Below are 25,949 nucleotides of genomic sequence, written 5' to 3'. Positions count from 1 at the left end.
CCGCACCACAGCACCATCACCACCCCTCGTCGATCTGGGAGCAACACGTGAGTCGGGCCGTTCGTGCGCCGTTTCCGCCGGATCGACGGGGGGTGGTGTCGTTCCCCGGAGGAGCGACCCACGCCGGTTCCGCCGCCCGGGCCGCCGAGATCGGCGGCCGGGCCGGGCGTGCGGTGACCCGCACCATCGCCGAGGACCCGCTGGGCGGCACGGTACGCCGTACCGTGCTCCCCAGCGGTCTGCGCGTCCTCACCGAAGCCATCCCGACGATGCGCAGCGTGTCGTTCGGGATCTGGGTGGCGGTGGGCTCCCGCGACGAGACCGGCACCCAGTCGGGCGCCGCGCACTTCCTGGAGCACCTGCTCTTCAAGGGCACCCGCAAGCGCAGCGCGTTGGAGATCTCCTCGGCGATCGAGGCGGTGGGCGGCGAGACGAACGCCTTCACCACCAAGGAGTACACCTGCTACTACGCCCGCGTGCTGGACGAGGACCTGCCGCTGGCGATCGACGTGATGTGCGATCTGGTCGCCGACTCCGTCCTGGAACCGGCGGACGTGGAGACCGAGCGGGGCGTGATCCTCGAGGAGATCGCCATGCACGACGACGAGCCCGGTGACGAGGTGCACGACCTCTTCTCCCGGGCCGTCTACGGCGACCACCCGCTGGGCCGGCTGATCTCCGGCACCGAGGAGACGGTCACGCCGATGAGCCGTCGGCAGATCCAGAGCTTCTACCGCCGGCGCTACACGGCCCCGCAGATCGTCGTGGCGGCGGCCGGCAACCTGGACCACGCGGCCGTGGTGAAGCTGGTCCGGCAGGCGCTGCGCGGCAGCCCGCTGGACACCGAGAAGGCCGAGCCGGCGCCGCCGCGCGCGGCCACTCCGGCCGTACGCACCCGACCCGCCACCACCATGGTCGAGTCGAAGGAGACCGAGCAGGCGCACCTGATCCTCGGCTGCCCCGGCATCGACCGCACCGACGAGCGTCGCTTCGCGCTCGGCGTGCTCAACAACGTGCTGGGCGGCGGGATGTCCAGCCGCCTGTTCCAGGAGATCCGGGAGCAGCGCGGCCTGGCCTACTCGGTCTACTCCTACGCCAGCCAGTACGCCGACACCGGCATCTTCGCGGTCTACGCCGGTTGCGCACCGGGCAAGGTGGACGAGGTGCTCGACCTGACCCGTGCCGAGCTGGCGCGGGTCGCCGCGGGTGGGCTGACCGAGGCCGAGGTGGCCCGGGGCAAGGGCATGTCCAAGGGTTCGTTCGTGCTGGGCCTGGAGGACACCGGCTCGCGGATGAGTCGGCTGGCCAAGGGCGAGCTGCTCTACGGCGACCTGATGCCGGTGGACGACCTGCTCGCCCGGGTGGACGCGGTGACCGTCGACGACGTCAACGCCCTCGCCGCCGAGCTGCTGGGCCGGGAGATGTCGCTGGCCGTGGTCGGCCCGTTCAACCCGACCGACTTCCCCACCCGCTGACCGCCCGCCGGCTTCCGGGTGGCGGGGGTTCGGCCCTCGGGGGTGGGATAGGTTGTGGGCCGTGACTGACGAGCAGGTGAGTAGCCCCGCCGAGCCGTTGCGGGTCGGTGTCCTGGGTGCCCGGGGCCGGATGGGTGCCGAGGTGTGCAAGGCCGTCGACGCGGCGTCCGATCTGGAGCTGGTCGCGACGGTTGACCAGGGCGACGACCTGACGGCGGTCTCCGACGCGGGCGCCCAGGTGGTCGTCGACTTCACCACCCCGGACGTCGTCATGGGCAACCTCCAGTGGTGCGTCGAGCGGGGCATCCACGCGGTGGTCGGCACCACCGGCTTCACCGAGCAGCGGCTGGAGCAGGTGCGCGGCTGGCTGGCCGCGAAGCCGGGCGTCGGCGCGGTGATCGCCCCGAACTTCGGCATCGGCGCGGTCCTGATGATGCAGTTCGCCGCGCGCGCGGCCCGGCACTTCGAGTCGGTCGAGATCATCGAGCAGCACCATCCGCGCAAGCTGGACGCACCCAGCGGCACGGCGACCCACACCGCGAGGCAGATCGCCCGGGCCCGCGCCGAGGCCGGTCTCGGCCCGGTGCCGGACGCGACGAAGGACGAGGTGGCGGGCGCCCGGGGCGCCGACATCGACGGCGTACGCGTGCACGCCGTACGCGCGACCGGCCTGGTCGCGCACCAGGAGGTGCTGTTCGGCACCACCGGTGAGACGCTGACCATCCGGCACGACTCGTACGACCGGGTCTCGTTCATGCCCGGGGTGCTGCTGGCCGTGCGCGCGGTGCCCGACCGGCCCGGTCTCACGCTGGGCCTGGACCCGCTGCTCGGTTAGGAATCGGCTCGCGTCGCCTGGCGGGCATCTCTAGGCTGCCCCGATGATCGACGCCGCACACCACGACCGGGCCGGGCGCCGGGTCACCCTCCGCCCGGTCGACGACGACAACTGGCGGGCGGTGGCCGACGTCGCGCCCCGGGACGACCAGCGTGCCTGGGTGGCCGCGCTGGCGGCCCGCTACCTGCTGCTGACCAGTCGTGAGGACGTGTGGACGTCGCTCGCGGTGTACGCCGACGAGACGGTCGTCGGGCACGTCATGTGGGGCGTGGACGACGACGGGTCGCACTGGATCGGCGGCATGGTGATCGACGCCGCGGAGCAGGGGCGGGGGATCGGCGCGGCGACGGTGTCGACGCTGGCCGGTTGGCTGGCCGCGCGGGAGGGGAATCCGCCGGTGCGGCTGTCGTACCACCCGGAGAACGCGGCGGCCGCCGCCCTCTACATGGCCCTGGGCTTCCACCCCACCGGCGAGGTCGACGACGACGAGGTCATCGCCGAGCTGACCACCCCGCCGCCCCCACCTCCGACCCAGCCCCGGTGATCATGAAGTTGTTGCCGCGACACGCCGAGGCGGTCGGGCGACAACTTCATGATCAACCGAGGGGTCGGGCGGTCAGGGCCGCGCGGGGGTCGCGGACGGAGCTGGGCGTTGGGTGGGGATCTGGGCGGTGGTCACGGTCAGGTCGGCCGGGAGGTTCGTGATCGTCGGGTGACCGGTGCGGTCGACCGCCACGCCGACCGGGGCGCCGGCGACCGTCAGGCGGTCGACCGCCACCGCGCCCAGCTCGGGACCGGCCAGCGGCGCCAGCCGCACCGTGCCGCCCGGCACGTCCGGGTAGACGCCGGTGGCCGCCTGGAGCAGCAGCACCGCCCCGGCCGCGGCCCACGCCTGCGGCCGGCACGCCGCCGGGTAGGGCACCGGACGGCCGAGGGACCGGTCGTCCCCGCCGTACAGCTCGGGCAGGCGGTAGTCGAACGCCTCGGCCGCGCCGAGCAGACCGTCGGCCAGGCCGAGCGCCGCGTCGCGGAACCCGGCCCGGGCCAGGCCGGCGAGGACGATCGCGGTGTCGTGCGCCCAGACCGAACCGCAGTGGTACGACAGCGGGCTGAACCCGGCGTCGTCGGTGGACATGGTGCGCAGCCCGAACCCGCCGGCCAGCGCCTCGGTGCCGAGCAGCCGCGCCACCTGCGCCTCCTCCTCGCCGGACAGCAGACCGGTGCCGAGCAGGTGACCGATGTTGCTGGTCAGTGAGTCGACCGGGCGCTTGTCCCGGTCCAGGGCCAGCGCCGGCTGGGGGCCGTGGGGCCCGTCCACCCAGAACGCGGAGCGGAACCGGCGGGCGAGCCGGTCGGCGTACTCGCGCCAGCGGTCGGCGCCGGGACGGCCGAACGCGTCCAGCAGGGCGGCGGCGTTCACCGCTGCCTCGTGGGCGTAGCCCTGCACCTCGGCCAGGACGATCGGCGGCGCGGCCAGGCTGCCGTCGCGGAAGCGGACGGCGTCGCCGGAGTCCTTCCAGCCCTGGTTGGCCAGGCCGTGCCCGGTGGTGTCGACGTACTCGACCAGGCCGTCACCGTCGGCGTCGGCGTGGTCGGCGAGCCAGCCGAGCGCGGCGTCCAGGTGGGGCAGGAGCGGCGCGACCTGGTCGGCGGGCAGCCCCCACCGCCACGCGTCGTGCAGCAGGTTGACCCAGAGCATGGTGGCGTCGACGGTGCCGTAGTAGGCCGGCGGCAGCCGCAGCCCGTTGTCGGGCAGCGCGAACTCGTCGCGCCGCAGCTCGTGGAGGATCTTGCCGGGTGCCTCGCCGGTGGCGGGGTCGACCCGGGTGCCCTGGCGGCGGGCCAGCACGCGCAGGGTGCCGGCGGCCAGGTCGGTGCCGAGTGGCAGCAGCATCCGGGCGGCCCAGAGGCTGTCCCGCCCGAAAAGGGTGAGGAACCACGGCACTCCGGCGGCGAGGAAGACATCCTGCGGCGCGCTGGGCTCGGCCAGCCGCAGCCCGCGCAGGTCGTCGAGGCTGCGGTCGAGCAGCCGCACCAGCCGCCGGTCGTCGGCCCGCAGCTCGGGACGTGACCAGGTCGGCTCGCCGGGCGGGCAGACCACCACGGCGCGCGGGTCCTCGACGGCGAGCCGCCAGCGCAGCACGGTCGACGCGCGGGGCGGCAGCTCGACCGGCCAGGTCAGCCGGGGGGTGGCGGCCCGGTCGCCGTCGGCCACGACCTCGGCGTCGGCGCCGGACACGGTCACGGTGATGCCGTCGGCGGCCCAGGTGAGCTGACCGGGCTGGCCGGCCTTGGCGGCCAGCGGCTCGGCGACGCCGCCGGACTTGACCACCTCGATCGGGGCCAGGTCGCAGGCCAGCTCGACGCTCACGGTCGCCCGGACCGGCACCGAGGCGGTGGAGACGATCCGGATCTCCTCGGTGAGCCCGCCGGGAACGAGGCGGCGTCGGCGGTCGACGCGGACGGTCGGGTCGGGTGTGGGGTCGCCGAGCCAGCGGGTGAGGCCGACGAAGCGCACGCCGTGCGCGCCGTCGGGGCCGTGGCTGAGCCCTTCCGGCTCGCGGTCGTCGACGCGCAGCACGGCGCGGGAGAGCACCCGGGCGTCGGCGTGGAAGACGCCCTGCACGCCGGCCGGTCGGATCTGCCCGGTCGCGTCCCCCAGTGCGCTGGTGGGGGCGAGGACTGCCCCCACCAGCTCGTGCAGCAGGGGTTGCAGCAGGCGTTCGGTCACGGTGCGGCTCCAGATTCTGTCGGGGCGGGACGGATGTCTTGACAACTCGTCCCGGGCGGTGCAAAGTGCGAAACATTCCAGAAACTTGAACGATCTAATCCTGCCCTATCCAAATTGGATCGTTCAAGATGGCGAGAGGGATTTTGTGGCGGAAAAGGTGACCATAGCGACGGTGGCCCGGCAGGCCCGCGTCAGCCGCCAGACCGTGTCCAACGTCCTCAACGCCCCGCACATCGTCCGGGAGGAGACCCGGCAGCGGGTCCAGGAGGCGATCGACAGTCTCGGCTACCGGGTGAGCCAGGCCGCGCGCCAGATGCGTACCGGCCGTTCCCGCCTGATCGCCGTCCGTATCGAGCCGACTCGGGACGGCATCAACGGGTCGGTGCTCGACCGCTTCCTGCACGGCCTCACCGAGACCGCAGAGACGGCCGGTTACCGCACCATGCTCTACACGGCCGGCGACGACGAGAGCGAGATCGCCGCGTACGACGACCTGCTCACCGCGTACGACCTGGACGGTTTCGTGCTGACCGGCACCGACCACGGCGACCCGCGTACGGCCTGGCTGGCCGAACGCGGCGTGGCGTTCGTGACGTTCGGCCGGCCGTGGGACGACCTGACCGCCCACCCCTGGGTGGACGTCGACGGCGCCGCCGGCACGGCGCTGGCCACCGCCCACCTGCTGGCCCACGGCCACCGACGGATCGGCTTCCTCGGCTGGCCACCCGGCTCCGGTGTCGGTGACGACCGGCGCTCCGGCTGGCGGGAGACGCTCCGCGCCGCCGGCGCCGACCCGACCGGGCTGGACCGCGCGACCGAGGACGGCATCGCCGAGGGGGAGCGCCTCATGCGCGACCTGCTCGTCGTCGCCGACCCGCCGACCGCCGTGGTCTGTGCCAGTGACTCGCTCGCCTTCGGCGCGCTCCAGGCCGTCCGGGCGGCCGACTCCGCCGTCGCGCTGATCGGCTTCGACGACACCCCGGTCGCCGCCGCGGTCGGGCTGACCAGCGTCAGCCAGCCTCTCGCCGAGGCCGCCGCCCGCTGCGTGGACCTGCTCACCGCGGTCCTCGACGGCGACCACCAGACTCCCGACCCCGTGCTGCTCCAGCCCTCGCTGGTGCTCCGGCACACCGCGTGATCCCTTTCCCACCCCCACAGGAGAATCCGATGGCACCTCGAAACCTCACCCGGGCGGCGGTGGCCGGCCTCGCCGCCGTCGCCCTGCTCGGCTCCGCCGCCTGCGGCAGCGGCTTCGACGACAACTCGGGCGACGCCGCCCAGTCCAGCGGGCCGGCCAACCTGCAGATCCTGATCGGCTCCTCCGGTGCGGCCGAGACCAAGGCGGTGCAGGACGCGGCGGCGAAGTGGGCCGGCTCCTCGGGCAACACCGCCACCGTCACTCCGGCCCAGGACCTCACCCAGCAGCTCGGCCAGGCGCTTGCCGGCGGCACCCCGCCGGACGTCTTCTACGTCGACGCGACCCGGTTCGCCGACTATGCGGCCGTGGGCGCGCTCGAACCGTACGGGGACAAGATCAGCAACACCGGCGACTTCTACGAGAGCCTGCGCACCACGTTCACCTACGACGGCAAGCTCTACTGCGCGCCGAAGGACTTCTCGACCCTGGCCCTCGAGATCAACACGGACCTGTGGGCGAAGGCGGGCCTGACCGACGCCGACGTGCCGACCACCTGGGACCAGCTCACCGCCACCGCGCGGAAGATCAAGGCGAAGGGCCAGATCGCGCTGGCCCTCGGCGACACCCGCGACCGGATCGGTGCCTTCCTGGTGCAGAACGGCGGCTGGCTGGTGAGCAAGGACGGCAAGCAGGCCACCGCCGACACGGCGGAGAACGTCGCCGCCCTCCAGTACGTGAAGACGCTCCTCACCGAGGGCCTGGCCAAGTACCCGAAGCAGCTCGACGCCGGCTGGTCCGGTGAGGCGTTCGGCAAGGGCAAGGCCGTCATGACGATCGAGGGCAACTGGATCAAGGGCGCCCTGCAGAACGACTTCCCGAACGTGAAGTACAAGGTCGTCCCGCTGCCGTCCGGCCCGAAGGGGCAGGGCACCCTGTCCTTCACCCAGTGCTGGGGCATCGCGGCGAAGTCGAAGTACAAGGAGCAGGCGATCAAGTTCGTCGAGGCGATGACCAGCGGCGAGCAGCAGATGGCCTTCGCCACCGCGTTCGGCGTCATGCCGTCCCGTCAGTCGGTGCGGGACCAGTACAGCTCCGCCTTCCCGGCGGACAAGCCCTTCATCGACGGCGTCACGTACGCGCAGGGCCCGGTGAACGCGCCGAAGATGGACAGCGTGCTGCGTGACCTGGAGGCCAGCCTGCAGAGCCTGGCCACCGGCGACCCGAAGACGATCCTGGCGAACTTCGACAAGAACGCCAAGGCGGCGCTCGGCGGCAGCTGACGGCACCGCGGGGGCCCCTCCGGACCGGAGGGCCCCCGCCCCGTCATCCCGAGAGAGGGAAGGGAGTGAGATGGCGACCGAGGTCGTGACGGCGCCGGCCACCGCGCGCGGCGACGCGCCCCGGCGACGCGGACGCGGCACCCGCGGCAACGAGAACCTGGCCGGCTGGCTCTTCGTGGCGCCGGTGATCGTCATCCTCGGGCTGTTCCTGCTGCTGCCGATCCTGATGGCGCTCTGGGTGAGCCTGACCGACTGGAACGGCCAGGGGAGCCCGTTCACCAGCAAGGTTCCGTTCGTCGGCGCCGACAACTACACGCGGTTGTTCACCGAGGACGGGCTGGACCGCCGCGACTTCATGACCAGCATCCGCAACAACATGTACTACGTGGCGATCGTGGTGCCGGCGCAGACCGTGCTCGCCCTCGGCCTCGCGCTCGTGGTCAACAACCGGATGCTCAAGGGGAAGAGCTTCTTCCGCAGCGCCTTCTACTTCCCCTCGGTCACCAGCTCCGTCGCGATCAGCGTCGTCTTCCTGTTCCTGTTCGCCAACTCCGGCGCGGTCAACGGCCTGCTCGGCATCTTCGGCGTACGGGGCCCGGAGTGGTTCGCCGACTCGCGTGGCGTCCTGCACCTGCTGCTCGGTGTGTTCGGGGTGGACAACCCGCCCGGCGCGCTGACCTCGGGCGGCCCGTTCGGGCTGACCTGGTGGGAGTGGCTCTCCGGCCCGAGCGTCGCGATGGTCTCGATCATCACGCTGGTGGTCTGGACGACCTCCGGCACCTTCATGTTGATGTTCCTGGCCGCGTTGCAGAACGTGCCGGCGGCGCTCGACGAGGCCAGCACCCTGGACGGGGCGAGCTGGTGGCAGCGCTTCCGCCACGTCACCCTCCCGATGATCAAGCCGACCACGTTCCTGGTGCTCACCCTCGGCCTGATCGGCTCCTGGCAGGTCTTCGACCAGGTGTACGTGATGAGCCAGGGTGACCCGGCCAAGACCACCCTCACCCCGGCCTACCTGTCGTACCGGACCGCGTTCCGTGACTTCGACTACGGCTCCGGCGCGGCCATCTCGTTCGTGCTGTTCCTGATCATCATCGTGCTCACCCTGATCCAGCGCCGGGTGATGGCCGACCGGGATCCGGTCGGCCGGCGGCGCGGCTGGTGGCGTCGACGCGTACCGGAGGGGTCGTGACATGGCCGTGCTGACCGACCGCCCGGCGGCCACCGCGGCGTCCGCGCGGCGCCGGGACCGCGGCGCCCGCACGCTCGTGTCCCGTTTCCTGGGGTACGCCACGCTGGTCTTCTTCGCCCTGGTCTTCCTCTACCCGTTCGTCATCCAGCTCGGCAACTCGCTCAAGACCGAGCCGGACGCGGCGGCGAACCCGCTCTCCCCGTTCCCGGACCCGCTGAGCCTGGCCGGCTTCGAGCGCATCTTCGCCGGGACGAACTTCCCGCTCTGGCTCGGCAACTCGCTGCTGGTCACTGTGCTGGTCACGGTCGGTCGGGTCTTCTTCGACTCGCTCGCCGGGTACGCGCTGGCCCGGCTGCGGTTCCGCGGTCGCTCCGGGTTGTTCGCCGCGGTGATCGCGGTGATGGCGGTCCCCGGGGTGGTGCTGCTCATCCCGAAGTTCCTGGTGCTCAACCAGCTCGGGATCTACAACAGCTACGCCGGTCTGATCGTGCCGCTGCTCGCCGACGCGGCGGGCGTGTTCATCATGAAGCAGTTCTTCGAGTCGATCCCGGTGAGCGTCGAGGAGGCGGCTCGGATCGACGGCGCGAGCATCTTCCGCACCTTCTGGTCGGTGGTGCTGCCGATGGCGAAGCCGGCGCTGATCACCCTGACCATCCTGTCGTTCCAGGGCTCCTGGAACGAGTTCCCGCACAGCCTCGTGTCGGTGCAGGACCCGGACCTCTTCACCCTGCCGCGCGGGCTGGCCGACCTGGTCAGCGGGTCGCTCGGCAAGGGCAGCGAGTACCCGCTGAAGCTCGGCGCGGCGCTGCTCGCCACGATCCCCGTGGCGATCATCTTCGTGATCTTCCAGCGCTACTTCGTCCGGGACGCCAACGACGGCGCGGACAAGGGCTGACCGGCCCCGCCCGGTCGGCGGTGCGGTCGGTGGTGGTCCCGGCGGAGCCGGGACCACCACCGATCAGTTCTCCGCGACCGGTTCGGTCGGGACCGCCACGTGCAGCCGCAGTTGCGGGACGAGCATGTCGTCCACGTCGAGTGCGCGGGCCGCGCCGTCCGGCTCCCAGCCGGTGCCGGTCAGGAACGACCGGGTCGCCTCGTCGCCGTCGAACGCCCACGCCACCGCTCGGCCGAAGCCGTCCTCCCGCCACAGGTCCACGCTCGCGGCGAGCAGCCGGCTGCCGTGCCCCCGCCGGCCCCAGCGCGGCTCCACCAGCAGATCGGTGACGGCCACGACGTCCGTCCCCAGCGCGTCGGCGGGCTCGCCGGGCGCGAGGGCCTCCGCATCGGCCGGGCCGGAGGCGGCGAATCCCACAAGATACGATTGCTCGGCCTGTTCGACGGCGACCAGCACGCGATGGGCGCCGGAGGGCGGCTCCTGCACCGCCGCGGCCCAGCGCCGCGCGAACCACGCCTCGTCCAGGTTGTCGAGGACGTGCCGGGGCAGGATCCGGCGGTACGCGACCCGCCAGGTCGCGAGCTGGATGCGTGCGATCTCGCCGGCGTCCTCGGGACGCGCCGGGCGGACGTACCCGAGAGCCATGGGACGTGAGCCTACGCAGGGCGAGGGAGGCGGCGGTGGCGCAGGGTGCCGGTAGGACGATCTGGCAGGCCGTCAGCGTGCTCCTGCTCGCCGTCGCGGTCGCCGCGTTCCTCGCCGTCGCCGCCGTGCGGCACGGCTTCTTCGACCTCCAGGTGTACTACGGCGCCCTGAACTTCTGGGTGCACGGTGGCGGGGAGATCTACGACTACCTGCGCCCGCTCACCCAGTACGGCTTCACCTATCCGCCGTTCGCCGCGCTCGTGATGCTGCCGATGGCGTACGTGCCGTGGCTGGGCGCGATCGCGATCAGTGTCACGGCCACCGTTGTGGTGACCGCGCTGCTCTTCTGGTGGCTGGTCGACCCGATCGCGCGGCGGGCCGGCTGGACCCGCTGGTACGCCCTCGCCGTGGCGCTCTGCCTGGCCGCCGCCTTCGAGCCGATGCGCGAGACGGTCAACTTCGGCCAGGTCAACATGCTGCTGCTCTTCCTGGTCGCGGTCGACCTGCTCCGGCTGCTGCCGGCGGGCAACCGCTGGGCCGGGGTCGGTATCGGGCTGGCCACGGCGATCAAGCTGACCCCGGGCATCTTCGTCGTCTACCTGCTGGTCACCCGGCGCTGGCGGGCGGCGTTCACCGCGACGGCGACCGCGGCGGGCGCCTCACTGCTCGCCGCGGCCCTCTTCCCGAACGCGTCCCGCGAGTTCTGGACTGAGGCGCTGTGGAACACCGGCCGGGTGGGGGAGTTGGCCTTCGTCTCCAACCAGTCGCTGCGCGGCGTCGTCGCCCGGCTAGACCCGCAGCACCCCAGCACCGTCGCCTGGCTGGTCCTGGTGCTCGGCACGCTGGCCCTGTGGGCCTGGCGGTCCCGCGCCGCCGCCGCGGCCGGCGACGAGGCGACCGGCCTCGCGCTCACCGGCGTGGTGATGTGCCTGGTCAGCCCGGTCACCTGGGTGCACCACCTGGTCTGGCTGCTTCCGGCGCTGATCCTGCTGGTCGACAACGCCATGGCGGCGCCCGGCGGCAGCCGCCGGCGCCGTCTCCTGCTGGTCGCCGCCCTCGTCGGGTACGCGCTGCTGAGCAGCCGCATCGTCTGGTCCTGGGAGCGGGACTTCACCGGCGTCGACGGCTTCCTGGGCAGCAACACCTACGTCTGGATCAGCCTCGCGCTGCTCGCGTTCCTGCCGGTGCGCCGGCCGGTGGAGCCGGGCGGGTCACCCGTCGAGGCGGCCGGTGTAGCGCAGCTCGACCAGGTCGACGGGGGGACGACCGCCGGAGAGCGGCACCGGATAGGTGGACCGTTCACCGTCCGGTGACAGTCCGGCCCGCTCACAGAACCGGCGGGCCCGCCGGTTTCCCGCCAGCACCCACGCCCGGTACGCCGACCAGCCGCGCGTAGCCAGCCCGGTCCGGGCGGCGGCCAGCAGCGTACGGGCGGTGCCGTCGCCCCAGTGGTCGGGCTCGACGAAGAGGGCGAGCACCTCGCCCCACGTCGGGTCGAGGTCCGCGCGGTCCTGCTCGACGCGGTACGGCCCGAACGAGGTGAACCCGACGACCCGTCCGTCGGCCGCCTCGGCGAGCAGGGTCGTGAACGGGTGCTCGGGGTCGGCGGTGCCGACGTCGCGCCGGCGCTGGGCCCAGGCCGCCACGTTGAGCCGCCGCAGCACCTCGTCGGGCATGATGCCGGCGTAGCCGATCTGCCAGCCGTGGACGTGCACCCGCGCGACCGCTTCGGCGTCGTCCGGCTCCTCGGGGCGGATGGTGAGCATTGCACCGTTCTATGCCCCATCGGCCGGCAAATCCAGCATCCCGGAGTGGCGTCGTACGCATGACGTAGGGTCGCCGACGATGACCGCACCGGAATCGCTCTCCCTCGCCCAGGCCCGCCGGGTGGCGCTGGCCGCCCAGGGCTTCGCCGACCCGGCGCCCGGCGGCGTGCCGACCCGCCGGCACCTCCGTCGGGTGCTCGACCGGGTCGGCCTCATCCAGATGGACTCGGTCAACGTCCTCCAGCGGGCCCACTACCTGCCGCTCTACAGCCGGCTCGGGCCCTACCCGACGGCGCTGCTCGACACGGCCGCCTACCGCCGGCCGAGGGAGCTGTTCGAATACTGGGGGCACGAGGCCTCCCTGGTCCCGGTCGGCCTGCACGCCGCGCTGCGGTGGCGGATGGCACGGGCGCACAGCGAGTCGTGGGGCGGCATGCGGCGGATCGCCCAGGAGCAGCCCGAGCTGGTGGCCTGGGTCCGCGACGAGGTGGCCGCGCGAGGCCCGCTGACCGCGGCGGAGATCGAGCACGACGCGCCCCGGGAGACCGGCAACTGGGGGTGGAACTGGTCGTCGGTGAAGCGGGCCCTGGAATACCTGTTCTGGGCCGGCGAGGTGAGCGCCGCCGAGCGCACCACCTCCTTCGCCCGCCGTTACGACCTGCCCGAGCGGGTGCTCCCCGCCGCCGCGCTCGACGCGCCGACGCCGACCGACGCCGAGGCCCACCGCACCCTGGTGGCGATCGCCGCCCGGTCGCTCGGGGTGGCCGCCGAGCCGGAGCTGCGCGACTACTTCCGCCTCCCGGTGGCCGGAGCCCGGCAGGCGATCGCCGAGCTGGCCGAGGCCGGTGAGCTGCTGCCGGTCACCGTGGCGGGCTGGCGGCAGCCGGCCTGGCTGCACGCCGAGGCCCGACTGCCCCGGTGGGTGCGCGGCAACACCCTGGTCAGCCCGTTCGACCCGCTGGTCTGGGAACGCAACCGCACCGAGCGGCTCTTCGACTTCACCTACCGCATCGAGATCTACGTCCCGGCGCCCCAGCGTGTCCACGGTTACTACGTGCTGCCGTTCCTTCAGGGTGAACGGTTCACCGCGCGGGTCGACCTGAAGGCCGACCGGAAGGCCGGGACGCTGCTGGTGCCGGCCGCGTGGGTCGAGCCCGGCGCCGAGCCCGGCGAGACCGCGATCGCGCTCGCCGCCGAGCTCTACCGGCTCGCCGGCTGGCTCGGCCTCGACTCGGTCGCGCCGCCCGCCGCCGGCGACCTGGCCGGCCCGCTCGCCGCCGCCCTGGTGGGCGTCGCCGGTGTACGGTGAGCGCGTGACGAGCGTTGACGGACCGGCCACGCCGCCACCCGGCGCGCCGGAAGCCCCACCCGCCGCGTCTCCGGTCGGCGCGGTCCCGCCTCCGGGTTGGTCGGCCGACGGCACGCCGCCTCCGGGCTGGCCCGTCGACGGCACGCCGCACCCGGGTTGGCCGGCCGGGGCGCCGCCGGTCTATCCGACTCCCGAGCCCGACCGGCTCACGCGGTTCGTGGTCCGGCTCTACGACCGTTCGCCCCGCTGGGCCGTTCCGCTGGCGGCGGTCGGCTGCGTCGCGGCCGGCATCGGCTACGCGCTGATCAGCGACCCGACCCGCTCGGACCCGGACGCCGCGCCCACCTGCCTGCTGAAGCTCACCACCGGGCTGGACTGCCCGGGCTGCGGCGGCACCCGTGCGCTCTGGTACGTGCTGCACGGCGACCTCCCGGCCGCCGCCCGCCACCACTTCCTCTTCGTCTTCGTGCTGCCCTTCCTGGCCTACCTCTTCGTGGCCTGGGCCGGTCGGCAGGCGTTCGGCTGGCGGCTGCCGGAGCTGCGGATCAGCAGCAAGGTCATCGGCGGCTTCCTGGCCGTGTGGCTGGCCTTCTCGGTGCTGCGCAACCTCCCCTGGGCGCCCTTCACCTCCCTGTACGTCTGACCTGCCCGGCTGACCGCGCCCCTGCGGCCCGAAACGGTCGCCGGCCAGTGACGCCTCTTCGCGTCCTTTGGAGTTGAGTCGTCCCGGACATCACGGCCCGCGACGTCTCCGGCTCCGCCTACGTGTCGTGCCCCGCGCACGTGTCGTGCCCCGTGCACCTGTCGTGCCCGCCCACGTGCCGTGCTCCGCCCACGCGCGCGTCCTCGCCGCCACGGGCCGGCCGGCGACCCCGCCGGACGGGAGGTCGGCGCCGGTCGGGTGCGCCCTGGAGATCAAGGACACGTGGCCTCGGGGCTAGTTGGGCCCCGGGCCGCAGGGCACTACAGTCCCAGGCATGCCGGAGATGGTGCAGCCCCAGGTGAAGTTGATCGCGTGGACCCGCTTCGAGGCGCCGGACGACGTGCCCTGGTCCACCGACGCCGAGGGGGGCCAGGCGCTCGCGGAGTTCGCCGGCCGCGCCTGCTACCAGTCCTGGCGCAAGCCCAACCCGGCGACCGCCACCAACGCCGGTTACCTCGCTCACATTCTCGAGGTCGGCCACCTCTCGGTGCTGGAGCACGGCTCCGTGACCTTCTACTTCACCGGGGTCTCCCGCTCCTTCACGCACGAGCTGATCCGGCACCGGCACTTCTCGTACTCCCAGCTGTCCCAGCGGTACGTCCCGGAGCGGGACGCCGCCATGGTCGAGCCCGCGGTGATCGCCGAAGACCCGGAGCTGCACAAGAAGTTCGTGGCGGCCGCCGAGGCGAGCGTCCGGGCCTACACGGAGCTGCTGGAGGGCCTGGAGCAGCGCTTCGCCGACGTGGAGAACGCCACGCTGCGGCGCAAGCAGGCCCGGCAGGCGGCCCGCGCGGTCCTGCCCAACGCCACCGAGACGCGGATCGTGGTCAGCGGCAACTACCGGGCGTGGCGGCACTTCATCGCGATGCGGGCCACCGAGCACGCCGACGTGGAGATCCGGGAGCTGGCCGTCGAGTGCCTGCGCCAGCTGCAGAAGGTGGCGCCGAACGTCTTCGCCGACTTCGTGATCTCCACCCTGCCCGACGGCACCGAGGTGGCGACGAGCCCGCTCGCCGAGGTCTCCTGAGCCCTTCCCCGGCGGGCCGTCCGTGGTCGTCCGCTAGGTTGGATGCATGACGCACGACCACCCTGACACCCCCGCCCGGGCGGTGTCCCGTCCCTTCGGGCGAGTGCTCACCGCCATGGTGACCCCGTTCACCGCCGACGGGTCGCTCGACCTCGACGGCGCCGCCCGGCTGGCCAACCACCTGGTCGACGAGCAGGGCAACGACGCGCTGGTGGTCAACGGCACCACCGGCGAGTCGCCGACCACCACCGACACGGAGAAGGAACGCCTCATCCGGGCCGTGGTGGAGGCGGTCGGTGACCGGGCGAAGGTCGTCGCCGGGGTCGGCACCAACGACACCCGGCACACCATCGAGCTCGCCGCCGCCGCCGAGAAGGCGGGCGCCCACGGGCTGCTGGTGGTCACGCCGTACTACAACAAGCCGCCGCAGAGCGGGCTGCTGCGCCACTTCACCGCGGTGGCCGACGCCACCGGCCTGCCGGTGATGCTCTACGACATCCCGCACCGCGCCGGCGTGCCGATCGCCACCGAGACGCTGGTGCGCCTCGCCGAGCACCCCCGGATCGTCGCGGTGAAGGACGCCAAGGGCGACCTCACCGCCACCAGCTGGGTGACCAGCCGGACGAGCCTGGCCTTCTACAGCGGTGAGGACTCGCTGACCCTGCCGGCGCTGGCCGTCGGCACCGTCGGTGTGGTGGGCACGTCCACCCACTTCACGGGTGCGCTGACCAAGCAGATGATCGAGGCGTACGACGCGGGGGACAACGCGACCGCGCTCGCCCTGCACCGGCGGCTGCTGCCCCTCTACACCGGCATCTTCCGTACCCAGGGCGTCATCCTGGTGAAGGCGGGCCTGACGGCCGCGGGCCTGCCCGCCGGCCCGGTCCGGCCTCCGCTGGTCGACGCCACCGACGACGAGATCGCCCAGCTGCGCGCCGACTGCGCGGCGGCGGACCTGGAGTTTCCTGCATGATCGAACGACACGACGGACGCCCGGAGACGGCGTCGCAGAATGAGGTGGACGCGTGACCGAGGCGCACATCGAGGCGGAACTCCCCCCACCGCTGCCGGAGGGCGGACTGCGGATCATTCCGCTCGGCGGGCTCGGCGCCATCGGTCGGAACATGACCGTCTTCGAGTACGACGGCAAGCTGCTGGTGGTCGACTGCGGCGTGCTGTTCCCCGACGTCGAGCAACCCGGCGTGGACCTGATCCTGCCCGACTTCGGGCCGATCCTGGACCGCCTCGACGACGTGCAGGCGATCGTGCTCACCCACGGTCACGAGGACCACATCGGCGCGGTGCCGTACCTGCTCGCCCACAAGCCGGACATTCCGCTGGTCGGCTCGCAGTTCACCCTCGCCCTGGTGGAGGCCAAACTCGCCGAGCGGCGGATCCAGCCCTACACGCTGACCGTCCGGGAGGGCGGCCGGGAGCGGCTCGGCCCGTTCGAGTGCGAGTTCTTCGCGGTCAACCACTCGATCCCGGACGCGCTCGCGGTGGCCGTGCGGACCCCGGCCGGCCTGGTCCTGCACACCGGTGACTTCAAGATGGACCAGCTGCCGCTGGACGGTCGGATCACCGACCTCGCGGGGTTCGCCCGGCTCGGCGCCGAGGGCGTCGACCTGCTGCTGTCCGACTCGACCAACGCCGAGATCCCCGGCTTCGTCACCCCCGAGCGGGAGATCGGCCCGGTCCTCGACTCGATCTTCGCCAAGGCGCGCGGGCGGATCATCGTCGCCTCGTTCGCCTCGCACGTGCACCGGGTGCAGCAGGTCTTCGACTCGGCGGCCGAGCACGGCCGTAAGGTCGCCCTGATCGGCCGGTCCATGGTGCGCAACATGGGCATCGCCCGGGACCTGGGTCTGCTCAACATCCCGCCCGGCCTCGTCGTCGGGCTGGAAGAGGCGACCACGATGCCGCCCGAGCAGATCGTGCTGATGTCCACCGGTTCGCAGGGCGAGCCGATGAGCGCGCTGGGCCGGATGGCCAGCGGCGACCACCGGCACATCACCATCGCCCCCGGCGACACCGTGGTGCTCGCCTCGTCGCTGGTGCCCGGCAACGAGACCTCCGTCTACCGGGTGATCAACCGGTTGGCCCGGGCCGGCGCCGTGGTGGTGCACAAGGACGTGGCCAAGGTCCACGTCTCCGGCCACGCCCCGGCCGGCGAGCTGCTCTACCTGCTCAACGTGGTGCGGCCCAGCAACCTCATGCCGGTGCACGGCGAGTGGCGCCACCTGCGCGCGCACGCCCGGCTCGGCGTCGAGTCCGGCGTCGCGCCTGACCGGGTGGTGCTCTGCGAGGACGGCGACGTCGTCGACCTGGTCGAGGGCCGCGCCAGCCTGGTCGGGCACGTCCGCAGCCGGTACGTCTACGTCGACGGCCTCGCCGTCGGTGACGTCAGCGAATCGCTGCTGACCGAGCGCCGCATCCTCGGCGACGGCGGTTTCATCGCCGCGACGGTCGTGGTCGACTCGGTCACCGGCAAGGTGGTCGGCGGGCCGACCGTCTCCGCGAAGGGCTTCTCCGAGGACCCGGAGGCGTTCAACCCGGTGGTCCCGCTGGTCACCGAGGCGCTCAACCGGGCCGCCGCGGACGGGATCACGGACCCGCACCAGCTCCAGCAGATCGTCCGCCGGACGGTGGGTCGTTGGGTCAACGACGCCTACCGGCGACGGCCGATGATCGTCCCCACCGTGGTGGAGGTCTGATCAGGGCAGGGCGGCCACCGCGTCGGCGTACGCGACACCGGTCGTCACGGCCGCGTCGAGCAGCACCGCCAACTGCGCCGGCGCCACGCCGTGCGCCAGGTCGGTGCTGAGGTCGCCGGCCAGGACCAGCTCGTCGCCCAGGTCGTGCACGTACGCCTTCGGCAGCAGTCGGTCGTGGTTCCAGGCGTTGCAGAACGCGTAGGCCTCGGCCCGTCGGCCGGCCGGCAGCCGGCGGGTGGCCAGTGCGCGGGCGTGCAGGATCTCGCCGCGCTCGCCGATCGGCCGGAACTGGATGACCGCGGCGCCCCACCGCCCGACCACCGTCCCGTCGGCGTCCACGGCGTACCGGTCGCCGCGCCGGTCCAGCCCGTCGGTGATCATCGACAGGGTCAGCGGCGCGGGCTCCATCTCGTCCGGCCCGGGGTCGTCCGCCGGTGCGCCACCGACCGTCGCGGCGTCGTCGTCGGCGGGTAGCGGCACCGGGGTGCCCACCGGCCGCTCGGCCAGCCAGGCGGCCATCCGGCCGGTCTGGTGCCCGGTGCCGTTGCGGGCGTCGAAGCTGCCGGCCAGCTCCGTGGCGACGCCGAGCAGGACGGCGCCGAGCGTCCCGACGTCGAGGTCGGCCGCCGGCCGGTCGCCGAAGGCCGGCCGGCGCAGCGTACGCCCGCCCAACCCGGCCTCGGCGGCGAGCGTGCAGACCAGCGCGCCGGCGGCGGCGAACTCCATGGCGGTGAGGTCGTCGTGGGGACGGTCCAGCCGCGGCAGGTGCTCGGCGAGGATGTCCAGGCCCCGGCCAGGGTGCCCGCCGAGCGCGCAGAACCGCAGGTGCGTGGCGAGATACGGGAAGGCGCCACGTTCCGCACGGTGCCGCCGGTACGCGCGGACGTGCGCCACGGCGGCCCGCTCCGGCTCGCCGGTCCGCAGCCAGGGCAGCAGCGCCGCGGTCAGCGCCCGATCCGGCTGGTCGGTGCACTCCACCGCCCCGTCGAGCGCGGCGCGCAGCTCGGTCAGCGCCGCCGGCCACTCGCCCCAACCGGCGAGCAGCTCCGCCCGGCGGGCGGGTGCGCAGCCGGGGCACCCGCTCACCGGGCCGGGATCGGCGGTGCGCCAGCGGTCGTACCACTCGCGGGCGGTCGGCTCGTCGCCCAGGTGGTCGGCGAGCCGGCAGCGCAGCTCGGCGACGGCCTCGGCGGCGGCGCCGATCCGGCCGGCCAGGTCGTCCACGGACCGCACCTGGTCCAGCCCGACGCGTGGGGTGCCGAGCAGCGCCTCGACCGCGTACCGCTGGTGGCGCAGCAACAGGTCGACCTCGGTGGTGTCGAACAGCTCCGGGCGGCGGTCGAGGACGGCCAGGCAGCGGCGAACCGGCTCGACGAGCCGCCACCGCTCGCCGTGCAGCAGGGCCGTGTCGATCAGCGCGAGCCGGGCGTCCACCGCGGACCGGTCGTCGCCGCACGCGTCTGCCTGCGCGGCGATGCGCTCCAGCTCGACCAGCCGGGGCGGCCCGTCGGGCAGGTCGCGGGCCTCGGCCAGCGCGGCGAGCAGGTCGCGGTTGCGGCCGGTCGAGCCGCGCTGCCGGCCGACCGGGTCGGCGAGGTCGTCGACCGGGCCGCGCCGCCGCTCGGGCCCGGTCACGCCGGCACCGCGCCGGGCAGCCGGCCCACCTCGGCGGCGAGCTGGCAGCCGGTCGAGATCCCGCAGTCGAGGAGCTGGTCGAGCTGGTGCGGGGTGACGCCACGCTCCAGGTCGGTGATCACCTCGCCGTAGACGCGGGCCCACCCGTCGTCGTCGACGTGCACGAACGCCTTCGGCCAGAGCCGGTCGTGGTTCCACGAGTTGCAGAACGCGTAGAGCTCGGGGACCCGCTCGATGGGGAAGGTCGGCCCGACCATGGTGCGGACCTGGAGCAGCTCGCCGGCCTCGCCGAGGCGCAGGAACCAGATGAGGTTGTCGTCCCAACGGCCGAACAGGTCGCCGTCGGGGTCGGCGGTCACCGCGTACCCCCGGTTGCCCAGCACGGCGGCGATCAGCGCGCCGGTCAGCGGTCGCAGGCTCCGTGGGTGCCCGGCCAGGGGGTCGTCCGGACCGTCCTCGATTCCCGGCGACGCCATCGGGCATCCCTTCTGAGGCAGATATCACGGCATGCGGCGGAGTCCGTGCTGCGACGCGCGGACACGACCCGGAAAAGCGGCGATCTGCCGGGCCGCGCCGTTACGGTGATGCTATGGCGGGCCGTACCTCTCAGGCGAGCCGGCGACGCGGCGCGTCGCCGCGCGGTGCGACGAACAGCCGTGCCCGCCAGCCGGCGAAGAAGACCACGCGCGCGCCCGTGCGGCGCCGCACCCGCGCACCCCGTCCCGGTCCGGCCGTCTACGTCGGACGCGCCGTCGGCGCCGTGTGGATGGGCCTGGCGCACAGCGTCGGCTGGGCGTTCCGCGCGGCCGGGCGACAGGCGGCCTCGGCCCGGGACCTGGATCCGGAGCACCGCCGCGACGGCGCCGGCCTGCTGCTCTTCGGGCTGGCGCTGCTGAGCGCGGCCGGGATCTGGTTCTCCGCCGCCGGGCCCGTGGGGGCGCGGTTGGCCGACTCGGTCCGCCTGTTCCTCGGCGCGATCTCCGTCGTGGTGCCGGTGCTGCTGATGATCGGCGCGTGGCGGTTCATGCGGCAGCCCGCCGACCCGGAGCACCGGGGGCGCGGGCTGGTCGGTTGGGGCTCCATGCTCGTCGCCACCGCCGCGATGCTGCACATCGGCCAGCAGCCGGCCGACCCGGCCGCCCGCGACTTCGCCGGCGGTCTCGTCGGCGCCGGGGTCGGCAGCCTGCTGGAGCGGGCGGTCACCGCCTGGGTCGCCGTCCCGCTGCTCGTGCTCCTGCTCGTCTTCGGCCTGCTGGTGGTGACGGCCACTCCGATCAACAAGGTGCCGGAGCGGTTGGGCCTGCTGGCCGGCACGCTGGTCGCCCCGCCGTCCACGGAGGACGCCGAGCAGCCCGCCACCAAGCCGGCGCGCAAGCGGCCGGTGAAGCGGATCCCGCCGCCGCTGGACCCCGACGACCTCGACGACGACCTGGACGGGGCCGACCTCCAGGAGACCCTGCTCCTGCCCCGCAAGTCGCCGTCCAAGGTTCCGGCCAGCCGCCGACCGGTCGAGCCGCCGGAGCACTCGCCCGCGCCCACCCGCGCCGAGCAGCTCGCGCTGACCGGCCTGGCCGGTGACTACGCGCTGCCGCCGGCCAACATGCTGAGCAGCGGCGCGGCGCCGAAGACCCGCAGCAAGGCGAACGACGAGGTGATCGCCGCGCTCACCGGCGTCTTCGACCAGTTCGACGTGGACGCCGCCGTCACCGGGTTCACCCGGGGGCCGACGGTCACCCGCTACGAGGTCGAGCTGGGCCCGGGCGTCAAGGTCGAGCGGATCACCCAGCTCTCCCGCAACATCGCGTACGCCGTGAAGTCGCCGGACGTGCGGATCCTCAGCCCGATCCCGGGCAAGAGCGCGGTCGGTGTCGAGATCCCCAACACCGACCCGGAGAACGTGGCGCTCGGCGACGTGCTGCGTTCGCGGGTGGCGACCAGCGACCACCATCCGATGGTGGTGGCGCTGGGCAAGGACATCGAGGGCGGCTACGTGGTGGCCAACCTGGCCAAGATGCCGCACATCCTGATCGCGGGCGCGACCGGCGCGGGCAAGTCGTCCTGCCTCAACTCGCTGCTCGTGTCGATCCTCACCCGGGCCACCCCCGACGAGGTGCGGCTGCTGCTGATCGACCCGAAGCGCGTCGAGATGACCGGCTACGAGGGCATCCCGCACCTGGTCACCCCGATCGTGACCAACGCGAAGAAGGCGGCCGACTCGCTGGAGTGGGTCGTCCGCGAGATGGACATGCGCTACGACGACCTCGCCGCGAACGGGGTCCGGCACATCGACGACTTCAACCGGAAGGTCCGCAACGGCGAGATCAAGGCGCCGCCGGGCAGCGAGCGGGAGATGCGCCCGTACCCGTACCTGCTGGTGATCGTCGACGAGCTGGCCGACCTCATGATGGTCGCGCCGCGCGACGTGGAGGACTCGGTCGTCCGCATCACCCAGCTCGCCCGGGCCGCCGGCATCCACCTGGTGCTCGCCACCCAGCGCCCCTCGGTCGACGTGGTGACCGGCCTGATCAAGGCGAACGTGCCGTCCCGGCTGGCCTTCGCCACCTCGTCGCTCGCCGACTCCCGGGTCATCCTCGACCAGCCGGGCGCGGAGAAGCTGCTCGGCCGGGGCGACGGTCTGTTCCTGCCGATGGGCGCCTCGAAGCCGATCCGCATCCAGGGCGCCTGGGTGACCGAGCGCGAGATCGCCGACGTGGTGAAGTTCTGCAAGGACCAGCGCGAGCCGGAGTTCCGGCCGGACGTGCTGGCCCCGGCGCAGGACAGCAAGAAGAAGATCGACGAGGACATCGGCGACGACCTCGACCTGCTCGTGCAGGCGGTCGAGCTGGTGGTCACCTCGCAGTTCGGCTCCACCTCGATGCTCCAGCGCAAGCTGCGGGTCGGCTTCGCGAAGGCGGGCCGGCTGATGGACCTCATGGAGACGCGGGGTGTGGTCGGCCCGTCGGAGGGTTCCAAGGCGCGCGACGTGCTGGTCAAGCCGGACGAGCTGGAGGAGGTCCTGGTGGGCCTCCGCGGTGGCGACGAGTGACCGTGGCCGAGCGGGGCTGACCCCGGGACGGCATCGGGCCCGCCGCGGTGCGGCGGGCCCGATCGGCGGCTTGAGCGGCGGGGTCAGGAGTTGTAGATGGCGGCGGCGAGCGCGATGCCGATGACCGCGCCGAGCACGCTGGCGCCGGCGGCGTACCAGCCGAGCGGCTTGTCGCCGAGCACCGCGCCCACGATGCCGAGGACCAGGCCGACCAGTCCGAAGAGGACCGGGGCGAGGAAGATCGCCACGACGGCGAAGACGAATGCCAGGATCGTGCAGACCCGGGCGGCACTGCTGCGCGGACGGGCGGTGGTGGGAATGTCGGCCATGACGTCCTCCAGGTGAGAGCCTTGTCGGTCGCGGCCCTGACTACCCACTGTGGTCCGTCCGTACGCATCCGGATCGATGTCGAGCAGCGGGCCGCCGGCCGGAGGGGGTAACCGGGAGCCGGTCAGTGGAAGATCTTGAGGCCGACCACCCCGGCGATCACCAGGAGCAGGCAGGCGATCCGGGGCAGGCTCGACGACTCGTGCAGCGCCACCATGCCGACCACGGCGGTGCCGACCGCGCCGATGCCGACCCAGACCGCGTAGCCGGTGCCGACCGGGATCTCCCGCAGGGCGTACGCGAGGCCGGCCATGCTGAGCACCAGCGTCACCCCGAAGATCACCGAGGGGAGCGGGCGGCTGAAGCCGGCGCTACGGTCCAGGGCGATCGCCCACGCGGTCTCCAGCAGTCCGGAGAGCACCAACACGATCCAGGCCATCGAGGTCACCTCTGCGGGGAAAGCGCCCGGACCTCCGGGCCGGGACGAGTCGGGTGGTGGGTCGGGGCGTCTTGGCCTGACCGGGTACGCCGCCGCTCGTCCGGGGTGGCCGACCGGGCCACCGCGATCGACGCTAGCACCGGCGTCGCCGGTCGAGGAGTGAACCCGACCACCACCCGTTGACCTGAAGCTCACTTCAGCTTGCAGGATAAGCTCCATGACCCTGCTCTTCACCGATCCGGAGGTGTCCGCCGCCCTGGACGCCGCCACCACGGTCGACGCCATGCGCGCCGCCCTGCTGGCCGCGTACGAGGGTCGGCTGGTCGCCCCGCCCCGTGCCTCGGCGCCGCTGGGCGGAGGCCGGATGGTGTTGACCGCCGGCCACCTCACCGGCGAGTGGTACGGCTACCGCTCCTACGACACCTTCGGCCACCCCGAGTCCGAGCAGCTCGTCGTGCTGCACGACGGGCGGACGGGCGCGGTGCGCGCGGTGGCGGTCGGCGAGGAGCTCGGGTCCCGCCGCACCGGCGGCCTCGGCGGGGTGGCGGCCGACGCGTTGGCCCGACCGGACGCCGTGACGCTCGGCGTGATCGGCTCCGGCCGGCAGGCCTGGACCCAGGTGTGGGCCGTCGCCGCGGTCCGACCGTTGCGCGAGGTGACCGTGCACAGCCGCTCGGCGGCCCGGCGGGAGGCGTTCGCCGCCCGGGTCCGCACCGAACTGGGCATCGCGGCCCGCGCCGTCGACTCGGCCGCCACGGCGGTACGTGACCGCGACGTGGTCGTGCTCGCCACCACCAGCGAGGCCCCGGTGCTCGACGCCGCCCAGCTGGCCCCGGGTACCCACGTGAACGCGGTCGGGTTCAAGCAGCTCGATCGCGCCGAGTTCGGGCTCGACCTGCTGGACGCCGCCGAGCTGCTGACCACCGACTCGCCCGCCCAGGCCGCCGCCTACCAGCCGCCGATGCTCGCGGCGCTGCCCACGTACGCCGGACGGCTGCGCGACCTGGGCGCGGTGCTGGCGGGCGCGGTGCCCGGCCGGACCGCCGAGGACCAGATCTCCGTCTTCTGCTCCACCGGGCTGGCCGGCACCGAGGTCTTCCTGCTCGACCGGCTGGCCCGGGTGGGTGCCGCGACGAGCTGACCGCCCCGGGGCAGGCCGCCCCACCCGCCGCCCGCGCGCGGGTCTGACCGAAGGGTGGACGGCCGCATGGGCGGGCGGGCGAGTCGCCGGTTCGGATAGTCGATCATGCTGGGCCCGTGTTCGCCGCCGTGCTGAGCCTGCCGGATTCCGTCATCGAGATCGGCCTGCCGGTCGCGGGTCTCGCCGCCTGGACGGTGCTCTACGCGATCACCTGGCTGACCGTCCGGCCCGCCGCCGTGACGCCGGCCCCCGCCACCCTGGTGCTGCCCGGCGAGGAACCGCCCGCGGTGGTCAGCCTGCTGGCCAACCGGTGGCGGCTCACCGGGGCCGCCGCCGAGGCCACCCTGCTCGACCTGGCCGCCCGTCGCTACCTGGAGCTGCGCCAGCCCGACGCGGACCCGCGCCACACGACGGTGCACCTGACCGGCCGGGCCCCCGACGACCTCAACCCGTACGAGCGGCAGGTCTTCGACCGGGTGACCGAGCGCGCGGTCGACGGGGTGGTGCCGCTGACCGCCCTCGGCTTCGCCGACGCCGGCCGCTCCACCGCCTGGACCAAGCGCCTGCACCAGTCGGTGCTGGCCGACGCCCGGCGGCGTGGGCTCTCCCGCCGACGGGTTCCCCGACCCCTGGCGGCCCTGCTCGGTGTGCTCGGCGGTGTCGCCGCCGCCGGGGTCGCGGTCGGCTCCTGGCACTACGTGACCCGCACCCACGGGGACAGGTTCGGCAGCGTCGCCGCGTTCCTCGTCGTCGCCGCGGTACTCGGCAGCATCGCGGCGCGCGACTCGGGGGAGCGGGACACCCCCGCCGGCCGGGAGGCCGCCCGCCGCTGGCTCGGACTGCGCGGCTGGCTGGCCGGGCAGGGATCCTTCGCCGAGCTGCCCCCCGCCGCCGTGGCGGCCTGGGACCGCTACCTCGCCTACGGCGCCGCGCTCGGCGTCACCCGGAACGCCTCGCGGGTCATCGACCTCGGTGTGGCCGACCGCCGACAGCTCTGGTCGTCCTACGGGGGACGGTGGCGGCAGGTCGCCGTCAGCTACCCCGGCGGGCTGCCCCGGTACGGCCAGGCGCTCGGTTGGATCGTCTTCCGTGCGCTCCTCATGGGCCTGCTCGGCTGGACCCTCGCCGGGGTCGTCGGCAACCTGCTCCTCGACTCGGCGACGGGTTCGGAGGACCGGTCGGCGCCGTGGAGCGGGCTCCTCGCGGCCGATGCGGTGATCCTCGCCCTCGTCCTGCTGGGTCTGGTGCTCCTCGGCCTGGCCGGGTACCTCCTCGTCCGGGCGTTCGCCGACGCGTCCGCCCCGGCCACCGTCACCGGCGAGGTGCTCTGGCACCAGGTCTGGCAGCGGCACAGCTCGGACGACGCCGAGGGGCAGCCGATCAACCACCACCTCGTCATCGACGACGGCCACAGCGACCAGTTGCGGGCCTGGATCATCCCGGCGCGGATCGCCGAGTGCCGGGTCGGCGACGTGGTCACCGCCCGGGTCCGGCCGTGGACCCGGCGGGTGGTCGAGGTCACCGTCGACCGGGCCGCGCCGGGGCCTGCCGGGTCCGACGTCCGGCGGTGACGTCGGGACTGCTCAACCGGCGTGCCGTGGGCCCGCACGCCGACGGTGCCCCGGGCGGCCCGCGTGCGTGGGCCCTCCCG

At 73.4% G+C, this 25,949-nt stretch carries 23 protein-coding genes and 1 riboswitch; of the genes, 16 read left to right on the top strand and 7 right to left on the bottom strand.

Features of this window, described 5'->3' with window-relative positions:
- Window positions 1-47 precede the first annotated feature (47 nt).
- From GA0070620_RS13865 to GA0070620_RS13855, 3 genes are all read left to right on the top strand, one after another.
- Window positions 48-1,475: a M16 family metallopeptidase gene (locus GA0070620_RS13865; protein WP_091590884.1), complete on the top strand. Its 1,428-nt coding sequence runs from the start codon at window positions 48-50 to the stop codon at window positions 1,473-1,475.
- A gap of 61 nt (window positions 1,476-1,536) precedes the next feature.
- Entirely contained in the window at window positions 1,537-2,310 is a 774-nt protein-coding gene (dapB, locus tag GA0070620_RS13860; protein WP_091590882.1) for a 4-hydroxy-tetrahydrodipicolinate reductase, read from the top strand.
- A 43-nt stretch (window positions 2,311-2,353) separates the two neighbouring features.
- Window positions 2,354-2,854, top strand: a complete 501-nt coding sequence (locus GA0070620_RS13855; RefSeq protein ID WP_091590880.1) for a GNAT family N-acetyltransferase — start codon at window positions 2,354-2,356, stop codon at window positions 2,852-2,854.
- Between the two features lie 72 nt (window positions 2,855-2,926).
- Here GA0070620_RS13855 and GA0070620_RS13850 read toward each other — a convergent pair whose 3' ends face one another.
- A complete protein-coding gene (locus GA0070620_RS13850) occupies window positions 2,927-5,041 on the bottom strand; it encodes an amylo-alpha-1,6-glucosidase (RefSeq protein WP_091590878.1) in 2,115 nt (704 codons plus the stop codon).
- A 157-nt stretch (window positions 5,042-5,198) separates the two neighbouring features.
- Between GA0070620_RS13850 and GA0070620_RS13845 the strand changes: the two genes are divergently transcribed.
- The 4 genes from GA0070620_RS13845 to GA0070620_RS13830 all read left to right on the top strand — a co-directional run bounded on the left by GA0070620_RS13845 (window position 5,199) and on the right by GA0070620_RS13830 (window position 9,546).
- Entirely contained in the window at window positions 5,199-6,179 is a 981-nt protein-coding gene (locus GA0070620_RS13845; protein ID WP_231922371.1) for a LacI family DNA-binding transcriptional regulator, read from the top strand.
- 29 nt (window positions 6,180-6,208) lie between these two features.
- Window positions 6,209-7,459: a sugar ABC transporter substrate-binding protein gene (locus GA0070620_RS13840; protein ID WP_091590874.1), complete on the top strand. Its 1,251-nt coding sequence runs from the start codon at window positions 6,209-6,211 to the stop codon at window positions 7,457-7,459.
- A gap of 70 nt (window positions 7,460-7,529) precedes the next feature.
- The gene (locus GA0070620_RS13835) at window positions 7,530-8,651 is read left to right on the top strand and encodes a carbohydrate ABC transporter permease (protein WP_091590872.1); all 1,122 of its coding nucleotides are present in this window, start codon (window positions 7,530-7,532) and stop codon (window positions 8,649-8,651) included.
- 1 nt (window position 8,652) lies between these two features.
- Window positions 8,653-9,546, top strand: coding sequence for a carbohydrate ABC transporter permease (locus GA0070620_RS13830; RefSeq protein ID WP_091590870.1), 894 nt, complete (start codon window positions 8,653-8,655; stop codon window positions 9,544-9,546).
- A 63-nt stretch (window positions 9,547-9,609) separates the two neighbouring features.
- On the opposite strand, the gene GA0070620_RS13825 is transcribed toward GA0070620_RS13830, so the two are convergent.
- Window positions 9,610-10,191 carry a GNAT family N-acetyltransferase gene (locus tag GA0070620_RS13825; protein ID WP_091590867.1) on the bottom strand — a complete coding sequence of 194 codons (582 nt, stop codon included), beginning with the start codon at window positions 10,189-10,191 and terminating at the stop codon, window positions 9,610-9,612.
- Window positions 10,192-10,226: 35 nt separating this feature from the next.
- On the opposite strand from GA0070620_RS13825, the gene GA0070620_RS13820 reads away from it, so the two are divergent.
- The gene (locus GA0070620_RS13820; RefSeq protein WP_091590864.1) at window positions 10,227-11,504 is read left to right on the top strand and encodes a glycosyltransferase family 87 protein; all 1,278 of its coding nucleotides are present in this window, start codon (window positions 10,227-10,229) and stop codon (window positions 11,502-11,504) included.
- Here the strand turns inward: GA0070620_RS13820 and GA0070620_RS13815 are convergent.
- Complete coding sequence (locus GA0070620_RS13815; RefSeq protein WP_091590862.1) at window positions 11,403-11,957, bottom strand: GNAT family N-acetyltransferase; 555 nt, start codon at window positions 11,955-11,957, stop codon at window positions 11,403-11,405. The genes GA0070620_RS13820 and GA0070620_RS13815 overlap by 102 nt on opposite strands.
- A gap of 79 nt (window positions 11,958-12,036) precedes the next feature.
- Here GA0070620_RS13815 and GA0070620_RS13810 point away from each other — a divergent pair, with 79 nt between their 5' ends.
- From GA0070620_RS13810 to GA0070620_RS13790, 5 genes are all read left to right on the top strand, one after another.
- On the top strand, window positions 12,037-13,266 hold the full coding sequence (locus GA0070620_RS13810) for a winged helix-turn-helix domain-containing protein (RefSeq protein ID WP_091590859.1): 1,230 nt from the start codon (window positions 12,037-12,039) through the stop codon (window positions 13,264-13,266).
- A gap of 4 nt (window positions 13,267-13,270) precedes the next feature.
- Entirely contained in the window at window positions 13,271-13,909 is a 639-nt protein-coding gene (locus GA0070620_RS13805) for a DUF2752 domain-containing protein (protein WP_091598725.1), read from the top strand.
- Window positions 13,910-14,252: 343 nt separating this feature from the next.
- Window positions 14,253-14,996 carry an FAD-dependent thymidylate synthase gene (thyX, locus tag GA0070620_RS13800; RefSeq protein ID WP_091598721.1) on the top strand — a complete coding sequence of 248 codons (744 nt, stop codon included), beginning with the start codon at window positions 14,253-14,255 and terminating at the stop codon, window positions 14,994-14,996.
- A gap of 46 nt (window positions 14,997-15,042) precedes the next feature.
- Window positions 15,043-15,969: a 4-hydroxy-tetrahydrodipicolinate synthase gene (gene dapA / locus GA0070620_RS13795; RefSeq protein ID WP_091590855.1), complete on the top strand. Its 927-nt coding sequence runs from the start codon at window positions 15,043-15,045 to the stop codon at window positions 15,967-15,969.
- Window positions 15,970-16,021: 52 nt separating this feature from the next.
- Window positions 16,022-17,710, top strand: coding sequence for a ribonuclease J (locus tag GA0070620_RS13790; RefSeq protein WP_091590853.1), 1,689 nt, complete (start codon window positions 16,022-16,024; stop codon window positions 17,708-17,710).
- Here GA0070620_RS13790 and GA0070620_RS13785 read toward each other — a convergent pair whose 3' ends face one another.
- Together GA0070620_RS13785 and GA0070620_RS13780 are read right to left on the bottom strand one after the other, a co-directional pair.
- Window positions 17,711-19,345 (bottom strand): type III secretion system chaperone family protein, encoded by a 1,635-nt coding sequence (locus GA0070620_RS13785; protein WP_091590850.1) that lies wholly within the window; start codon window positions 19,343-19,345, stop codon window positions 17,711-17,713.
- Window positions 19,342-19,821 (bottom strand): type III secretion system chaperone family protein, encoded by a 480-nt coding sequence (locus GA0070620_RS13780; protein WP_091590847.1) that lies wholly within the window; start codon window positions 19,819-19,821, stop codon window positions 19,342-19,344. Before GA0070620_RS13780 ends, GA0070620_RS13785 begins: the two co-directional genes overlap by 4 nt.
- A 113-nt stretch (window positions 19,822-19,934) precedes the next feature.
- Here GA0070620_RS13780 and GA0070620_RS13775 point away from each other — a divergent pair, with 113 nt between their 5' ends.
- Window positions 19,935-22,391: a DNA translocase FtsK gene (locus GA0070620_RS13775; protein ID WP_091590845.1), complete on the top strand. Its 2,457-nt coding sequence runs from the start codon at window positions 19,935-19,937 to the stop codon at window positions 22,389-22,391.
- A gap of 83 nt (window positions 22,392-22,474) precedes the next feature.
- Here GA0070620_RS13775 and GA0070620_RS13770 read toward each other — a convergent pair whose 3' ends face one another.
- Window positions 22,475-22,720: a hypothetical protein gene (locus GA0070620_RS13770; RefSeq protein ID WP_091590842.1), complete on the bottom strand. Its 246-nt coding sequence runs from the start codon at window positions 22,718-22,720 to the stop codon at window positions 22,475-22,477.
- A gap of 122 nt (window positions 22,721-22,842) precedes the next feature.
- Window positions 22,843-23,157: a DMT family transporter gene (locus GA0070620_RS13765; RefSeq protein ID WP_091598718.1), complete on the bottom strand. Its 315-nt coding sequence runs from the start codon at window positions 23,155-23,157 to the stop codon at window positions 22,843-22,845.
- 60 nt (window positions 23,158-23,217) lie between these two features.
- Window positions 23,218-23,282, bottom strand: a riboswitch (guanidine-III (ykkC-III) riboswitch).
- A gap of 92 nt (window positions 23,283-23,374) precedes the next feature.
- On the opposite strand from GA0070620_RS13765, the gene GA0070620_RS13760 reads away from it, so the two are divergent.
- Together GA0070620_RS13760 and GA0070620_RS32955 are read left to right on the top strand one after the other, a co-directional pair.
- Window positions 23,375-24,298 (top strand): ornithine cyclodeaminase family protein, encoded by a 924-nt coding sequence (locus tag GA0070620_RS13760; protein ID WP_091590840.1) that lies wholly within the window; start codon window positions 23,375-23,377, stop codon window positions 24,296-24,298.
- A gap of 116 nt (window positions 24,299-24,414) precedes the next feature.
- Complete coding sequence (locus GA0070620_RS32955) at window positions 24,415-25,869, top strand: DUF2207 family protein (protein WP_091590837.1); 1,455 nt, start codon at window positions 24,415-24,417, stop codon at window positions 25,867-25,869.
- The last annotated feature ends 80 nt before the right edge of the window (window positions 25,870-25,949 follow it).

The sequence above is a fragment of the Micromonospora krabiensis genome (assembly GCF_900091425.1).
GTDB classification, from domain to species: domain Bacteria; phylum Actinomycetota; class Actinomycetes; order Mycobacteriales; family Micromonosporaceae; genus Micromonospora; species Micromonospora krabiensis.
The sequence above is the reverse complement of the archived record's forward strand: the minus strand, read 5'-3'. Positions and strand labels throughout refer to the sequence as shown.